General features: G+C 62.3%; 6 protein-coding genes and 1 tRNA gene. 5 read left to right on the top strand and 2 right to left on the bottom strand.

What is annotated here, in order from left to right; translation table 11 throughout:
- Positions 1–607: 607 nt before the first annotated feature.
- Positions 608–681: transfer RNA gene (locus AC1RQ9_RS18355), tRNA-Gln, on the bottom strand.
- Between the two features lie 165 nt (positions 682–846).
- On the opposite strand from AC1RQ9_RS18355, the gene AC1RQ9_RS18350 reads away from it, so the two are divergent.
- Together AC1RQ9_RS18350 and AC1RQ9_RS18345 are read left to right on the top strand one after the other, a co-directional pair.
- Complete coding sequence (locus AC1RQ9_RS18350) at positions 847–1,977, top strand: Ppx/GppA phosphatase family protein (protein ID WP_019086402.1); 1,131 nt, start codon at positions 847–849, stop codon at positions 1,975–1,977.
- 12 nt (positions 1,978–1,989) lie between these two features.
- Positions 1,990–2,754, top strand: coding sequence for an RlmE family RNA methyltransferase (locus AC1RQ9_RS18345; RefSeq protein ID WP_193732131.1), 765 nt, complete (start codon positions 1,990–1,992; stop codon positions 2,752–2,754).
- 29 nt (positions 2,755–2,783) lie between these two features.
- Here the strand turns inward: AC1RQ9_RS18345 and AC1RQ9_RS18340 are convergent, their stop codons facing one another.
- Positions 2,784–3,692 (bottom strand): ROK family protein, encoded by a 909-nt coding sequence (locus AC1RQ9_RS18340; protein ID WP_019086400.1) that lies wholly within the window; start codon positions 3,690–3,692, stop codon positions 2,784–2,786.
- A gap of 123 nt (positions 3,693–3,815) precedes the next feature.
- On the opposite strand from AC1RQ9_RS18340, the gene AC1RQ9_RS18335 reads away from it, so the two are divergent.
- The 3 genes from AC1RQ9_RS18335 (at position 3,816) to AC1RQ9_RS18325 (ending at position 5,358) form a co-directional block, all read left to right on the top strand.
- Positions 3,816–4,082, top strand: a complete 267-nt coding sequence (locus tag AC1RQ9_RS18335) for a sulfurtransferase TusA family protein (RefSeq protein ID WP_019086399.1) — start codon at positions 3,816–3,818, stop codon at positions 4,080–4,082.
- A gap of 101 nt (positions 4,083–4,183) precedes the next feature.
- Positions 4,184–4,414, top strand: a complete 231-nt coding sequence (locus AC1RQ9_RS18330; protein WP_010507770.1) for an exodeoxyribonuclease VII small subunit — start codon at positions 4,184–4,186, stop codon at positions 4,412–4,414.
- An 8-nt stretch (positions 4,415–4,422) separates the two neighbouring features.
- A complete protein-coding gene (locus AC1RQ9_RS18325) occupies positions 4,423–5,358 on the top strand; it encodes a polyprenyl synthetase family protein (protein WP_026018721.1) in 936 nt (311 codons plus the stop codon).
- Positions 5,359–5,450 lie beyond the last annotated feature (92 nt).

The following is a 5,450-nucleotide window of genomic DNA, read 5'->3' as shown; positions in this document are numbered from 1 at the left end:
TACACTGCTAAAAAACCGAGGTAATCAGAAGTAATATTTTGCATTTCTGATAAATCATTAAAAACAAAAAAAGTTTTTGGACGCTACCTTTTTGTAAAAAGCTTCACCAAAAATTTCTTATGATTTCAGGTTATTTCCTGATCTGACTTTTCAAACAGCCTCCGGCTTCACCATTTTTTATAAATGCGTGAACCGGGCTGCAATTATCCGCACGGTAAAAACGCAGCAAAGGGCGGTACAGCCCCAGTCCCGACCGCCAGTGTGTCAGGACCTTGACCCGCACCGATGCTTTCCACCCCGATGACATGGCAAGACAAGGTCCAGACCGGCTACGGACTGCATGCTTTGGGTAGCCAAGGACAGAACCCGGCAAGCCCACCCGCATCGGGCAGCACTTTCCCACCCCGCCATTCAACTCGCCGCTTCACCGGGGATAAAGATGCACCCGGGGTCAAACGCGGTCAGGCATCCATCAGTCGAGAATCAAACATGGCTACCATGCGCACCATTGGCGCACGCGCATGCAAAATCGGATGCATTGCCTACATGTAGCCTGAACAGGACATGTCAACTACATCAGAAAATATATGATATTTGTGGGAAGAAATGGCTGGGGGACCTGGATTCGAACCAGGGCTGACCGGGTCAGAGCCGGTAGTTCTACCGCTAAACTATCCCCCAGCAAGGAGAGAGCGGCGCGGTGCGCTGCGGTGATCAGGCATATAGCCGCCAGCCGTTTTGGGCGCAACCCCCGTGTTGTCTTTTTCGTAAATTTTCTCTTTTGGCTTGCGTTTCACGCAGAACACTCAACACAATAGGTAATACCTTGGCCGTCAACGGGTTTGGATGAACATGGTCCAGCAGACGCTCAGCGCAAAGATACGCCAGCACGGGAACACCCCTTCCCCTGCATCCGCGATGGATCGCCGCGTCATGCGCGCACCACTTTATGCCGCCATTGATCTTGGCACGCATAACTGCCGCCTGCTGATCGCCCGCGCGGGTGAACAGGGCCTGCGTGTGATTGACAGTTTCAGCCGCGCCGTACGCCTGGGCGAAGGGCTGCACCATTCCGGCCAACTGGCGGAAGCGGCGATGGAACGCACCATCAATGCCCTGCGCACCTGCGTGGTGCGTATGGGCCTGTATGACCTGCACAGCCACCGCGCCATCGCGACCGAGGCCTGCCGCCGCGCAGGCAACGGCATGGATTTCATCGCCCGCGTCCTGCATGAAACCGGGCTGGACATCTCGGTCATTTCCGCGCGTGAGGAAGCCGAACTGGCGCTTGCCGCCTGCAATTCCCTGCTGCAGTCCCACCACCAGGCCACCGGGCGGGGGTTATTGTTCGACATCGGCGGCGGATCAACCGAAATCGCATGGGCGCGAATCGACCGCGCCGTCGGACGGCACGACCTGTCAGGCTATGTCAGCCTGCCGACCGGCATCATGACCGTGGGCGAACGCCACGGGGCGGACATCTTTACCGACCGGGGCTATCGCGCCGTGGTCAGTGAGATCAGCGACATGCTGCGCGGATTTGACGACGTACACTGCATTACCCGTGAAATTGCCCGCGACAACGTCATGCTGCTGGGCACCAGTGGCACCATCACCACGCTGGCCAGCCTGGCGCAGGGGCAGGACCGCTACGAACGCGCGGGGATTGACGGCAGCACCCTGTCTGTTCCCCATGCGCTGGCCCTGGTGGACAGCCTGCGCCGGTCGGGCATGGACGGACTTGCGCGCAATCCCCTGATCGGCGCGGAACGTGCGCGCTACATCATGCCCGGCTGCGCCATATTCGAAGCCATCGCCACCACATGGCCCATGGCCGAAGTCACGGTGGCCGACCGGGGATTGCGTGACGGACTGCTTTTACGCATGATTGGGGACCGCAGGCGCCGTGGTGGCCTTTCCACCCCGCTGCCTTCCTTCCCCCTGCATAATCGTATGGAGCACCGGGTCAGTACCTGACCGCGTCCCGTCATGAAACAGCGTTCTTCTACCCGCATACCGGGCAAGGCCCGTACCAGCAGTCTGACACCCGGCACCGGTGACAGCAGCACGGACGGACGCGCCGCACAGGCCAACCGCACCAAGACCGTCACGGTCAAGAAAGCGCGCGGCCGCACCACCGCCCAGCACCGCTGGCTGCAGCGCCAGCTTAACGACCCGTATGTGCAGGCCGCCCAGAAACAGGGCTGGCGTTCCCGCGCGGCCTTCAAGCTGATCGAACTTGATGACCGCTTCCATATGATAAAGCCCGGCGCGCGGGTGGTTGACCTTGGCGCCGCCCCCGGTGGCTGGACGCAGGTCGCGGTCAAGCGCGGGGCGGCCGAAGTGGTCGGCGTTGACCTGCTGCCGGTTGACCCGGTGCCGGGGGCAACCATCATCGAAGGGGATTTCAATGATCCCGACATGCCCGACCGCCTGACCGGGCTGCTGGGCGGGCGCGCGGATGTCGTGATGTCGGACATGGCCCCCAACACCACCGGCCATGCGCCGACCGACCACCTGCGCATTATCGGACTGGCGGAACTGGCGCTGGATTTCGCCACCCGCATCCTCGCCCCCGATGGCACGTTCGTGGCCAAGGTGTTCCAGGGCGGGTCGGAAAAACAGATGCTGGCGGACCTCAAGCGCATGTTCACGCAGGTCCGCCACGCCAAGCCCCCGGCCAGCCGCAAGGAATCGAGCGAGCTTTACGTAGTGGCCACGGGCTTCCGCGGCCGCGACAGCGCCGAAGGCTGAGCGCAGGCCGCACCGACTGGCCCCACGGGTCAGTCAACGTGATGGTCATCCCACAGCCATGCCGCACCGCGCACACCCGAACTGTCACCATGGCGGTTGCGCACGATCGGCGTGGTGCAGTTGGGGGTAATGACATAGCGGCGCATCAGGCGCGGCACGCGTTCATAGATCGATTCAAGGTTGGACACCCCGCCACCCAGCACGATCACGTCGGGGTCCATGAAGTTGATCGCCATGGCGCAGGCACGCGCCATGCGGTCCATGTAACGGTCCAGCGCGCCGATGGCGGTCAGGTCGCCGGCCTCGGCTTCCTGTTCGATATGGGCCGCACTCCGGTGGCCGGGGCCTTTCCAGTCCTGCGCCAGCGCCGAACCGCTGAGGAAGCGTTCCATGCACCCTTCGTTCCCGCAGAAACACTTGGGCATGGGAAATTCTTCCAGCCGCGGCCACGGCAACGGCACATGGCCCCATTCACCGGCAATGTGGTTGTGACCGATCAGCAGTTTCCTGTCGATCACGATCCCGGCCCCCATGCCGGTGCCGATGATCACGCCAAATACGCTGTGATGGTCCGCCCCCGCCCCGTCAATCGCCTCGGACAGCGCGAAACAGTTCGCGTCATTCTCGATCCGGACATCGCGGCCAAGCGCGGCCGTCATGTCACGGATCAGCGGCTGGTTGTTCAGCCACGTCGCATTCGCATTCTTGATGACGCCCGTATCGGGGCTGATGGAACCGGGAATGCCGATTCCCACCGTGCCCGTACCGCCCAGTTCCTGGTCCACCCCATGGATCAGGTCACACATGGCCCCAATGGCGGCGGGATAGTTGCCAGGATTGGAAATGCGCCGACGCACGCGTTCGGTTCCGTCCTTTCCCAGGGCTGCGATTTCGATCTTGGTGCCCCCAAAATCAATTCCAATACGATAGGTGGCCATCCAGAGTCTTTCTTTCATCATGTTTTATCAGTGGCGCATTTTCTTTTATGATCGTACCTGCACGCAACAGCAAACCCTGATGCACAAGCATAGCTGCCCACCACCAAGGAGACATGGTCCCCCATGAGTGAGATCCTGCTAGACGCGCGCGGCCTGACATGTCCCCTGCCCGTGCTCAAGGCCAACCGCATGCTGCGCGGCCTGCCACCGGGCGCACGGCTGCGCGTGATCGCGACCGACCGGGCATCCGTTGCGGATTTTCAGGCCTTCTGCCGCGAAACGGGCCATGCCCTGATCGCATTTGGCGAGGAAGGCGGCACGCTGTCCTTCGTCATCCGCCGCAGGCACGATCCCGACACCACGGCCGCAGATACCCCGCGCCCCGCATAGGTGCCAAAATAGCGTAAAACCAGTTGTCCCCTTGGCAGGATGCCCCCCGAGGATGTAATGCCTGCGCCAGCCAAGTTATTTTCAGGAAGCACCACCAGCAGATGACCGACGACCTGACCAACCTTTCCTTCGAGGACGCCCTGGCCGAACTTGAAGCCATCGTGCGGCAGCTCGAGGTCGGCCAGCCAAGGCTGGAGGACGCGATCACGTCCTATGAACGTGGTGCTGCCCTGCGACAGTACTGCCAGAAAAAACTGGACGAGGCCGAGGCCCGCGTTCAGGCGATTGTCCAGCGTGCGGATGGCACGCTGGATGCAAAACCGATGGATTGATGCACCAGATGAGCCAAACAACAGCAACCTCGTCCCAAACAGACAGTGCGGATCGCATGGTCCGTCTGCGTGCATCCATGTCCGCGCGCGCCAAGGCGATCGAGGGGATGATCGACCGCCTGCTGCCCCGCGTTGAAGGGGGCGAGGCCCGCCTGATCGACGCCATGCGCTATGCCACACTGGGCGGCGGCAAGCGTCTGCGTGGCTACATGGTGGCGGAAGTCGCCAGCCTGTTCAAAGTGGCGGCCGAAGGGGCGGACCGTGTCGCAGCCTCGGTCGAGATGCTGCATGCCTATTCGCTGGTGCATGACGACCTGCCCGCAATGGATGATGACGACCTGCGCCGTGGCCAGCCTTCCACCCACCGCAAGTTTGATGAGGCAACCGCCATCCTCGCCGGTGACGCGCTGCAGACCATGTCGTTTGACATCCTCGCCAGTCCGCTGACGCATGACAGCGCGGACGTGCGCATCAACCTTGTCCGCGCACTGGCCGATGCGTCTGGTGCGGCAGGCATGGTCGGTGGCCAGATGATCGACATGGAAGGCGAAGGCCGCGCGCTGTCGCTGGAAGAAGTCGCCCGCCTGCATGCGCTGAAGACCGGCTGCCTGATCCGTTATTCGGCCGAGGCCGGGGCCATTCTGGGCCAGGCCAGCGACGACGCGCGCAAGCGCATTTCCGCCTATGGGCGTGACCTGGGCGCGGCCTTCCAGATTGCCGATGACGTGCTGGACGCCACCGCCAGCGCCGAGGAACTGGGCAAGACCGCGGGCAAGGACGAAGCCGCTGGCAAGTCCACCTATGTCGCCCTGCTGGGCGTGGATGGTGCGGCGAAGGAAGCCCGCCGCGTGGCGGAACAGGCCCTATCCCATATCGACATCTTTGGCCCCGAGGCTGATCGCCTGCGCGATCTGGTCCACTACGTGGTCGAGCGCAGGAACTGATTGACATGACCGACAGCAAGACGCCCGCCGACATTCCGACCCTTGGGCGCTACCCCCAGCTTGACCGGGTGCGCGCGCCGCATGACATGCGC

This window comes from Komagataeibacter ossonobensis, assembly GCF_057359305.1.
Note: the sequence above shows the minus strand (reverse complement) of the source record. Positions and strands in the feature narration are given on the sequence as shown.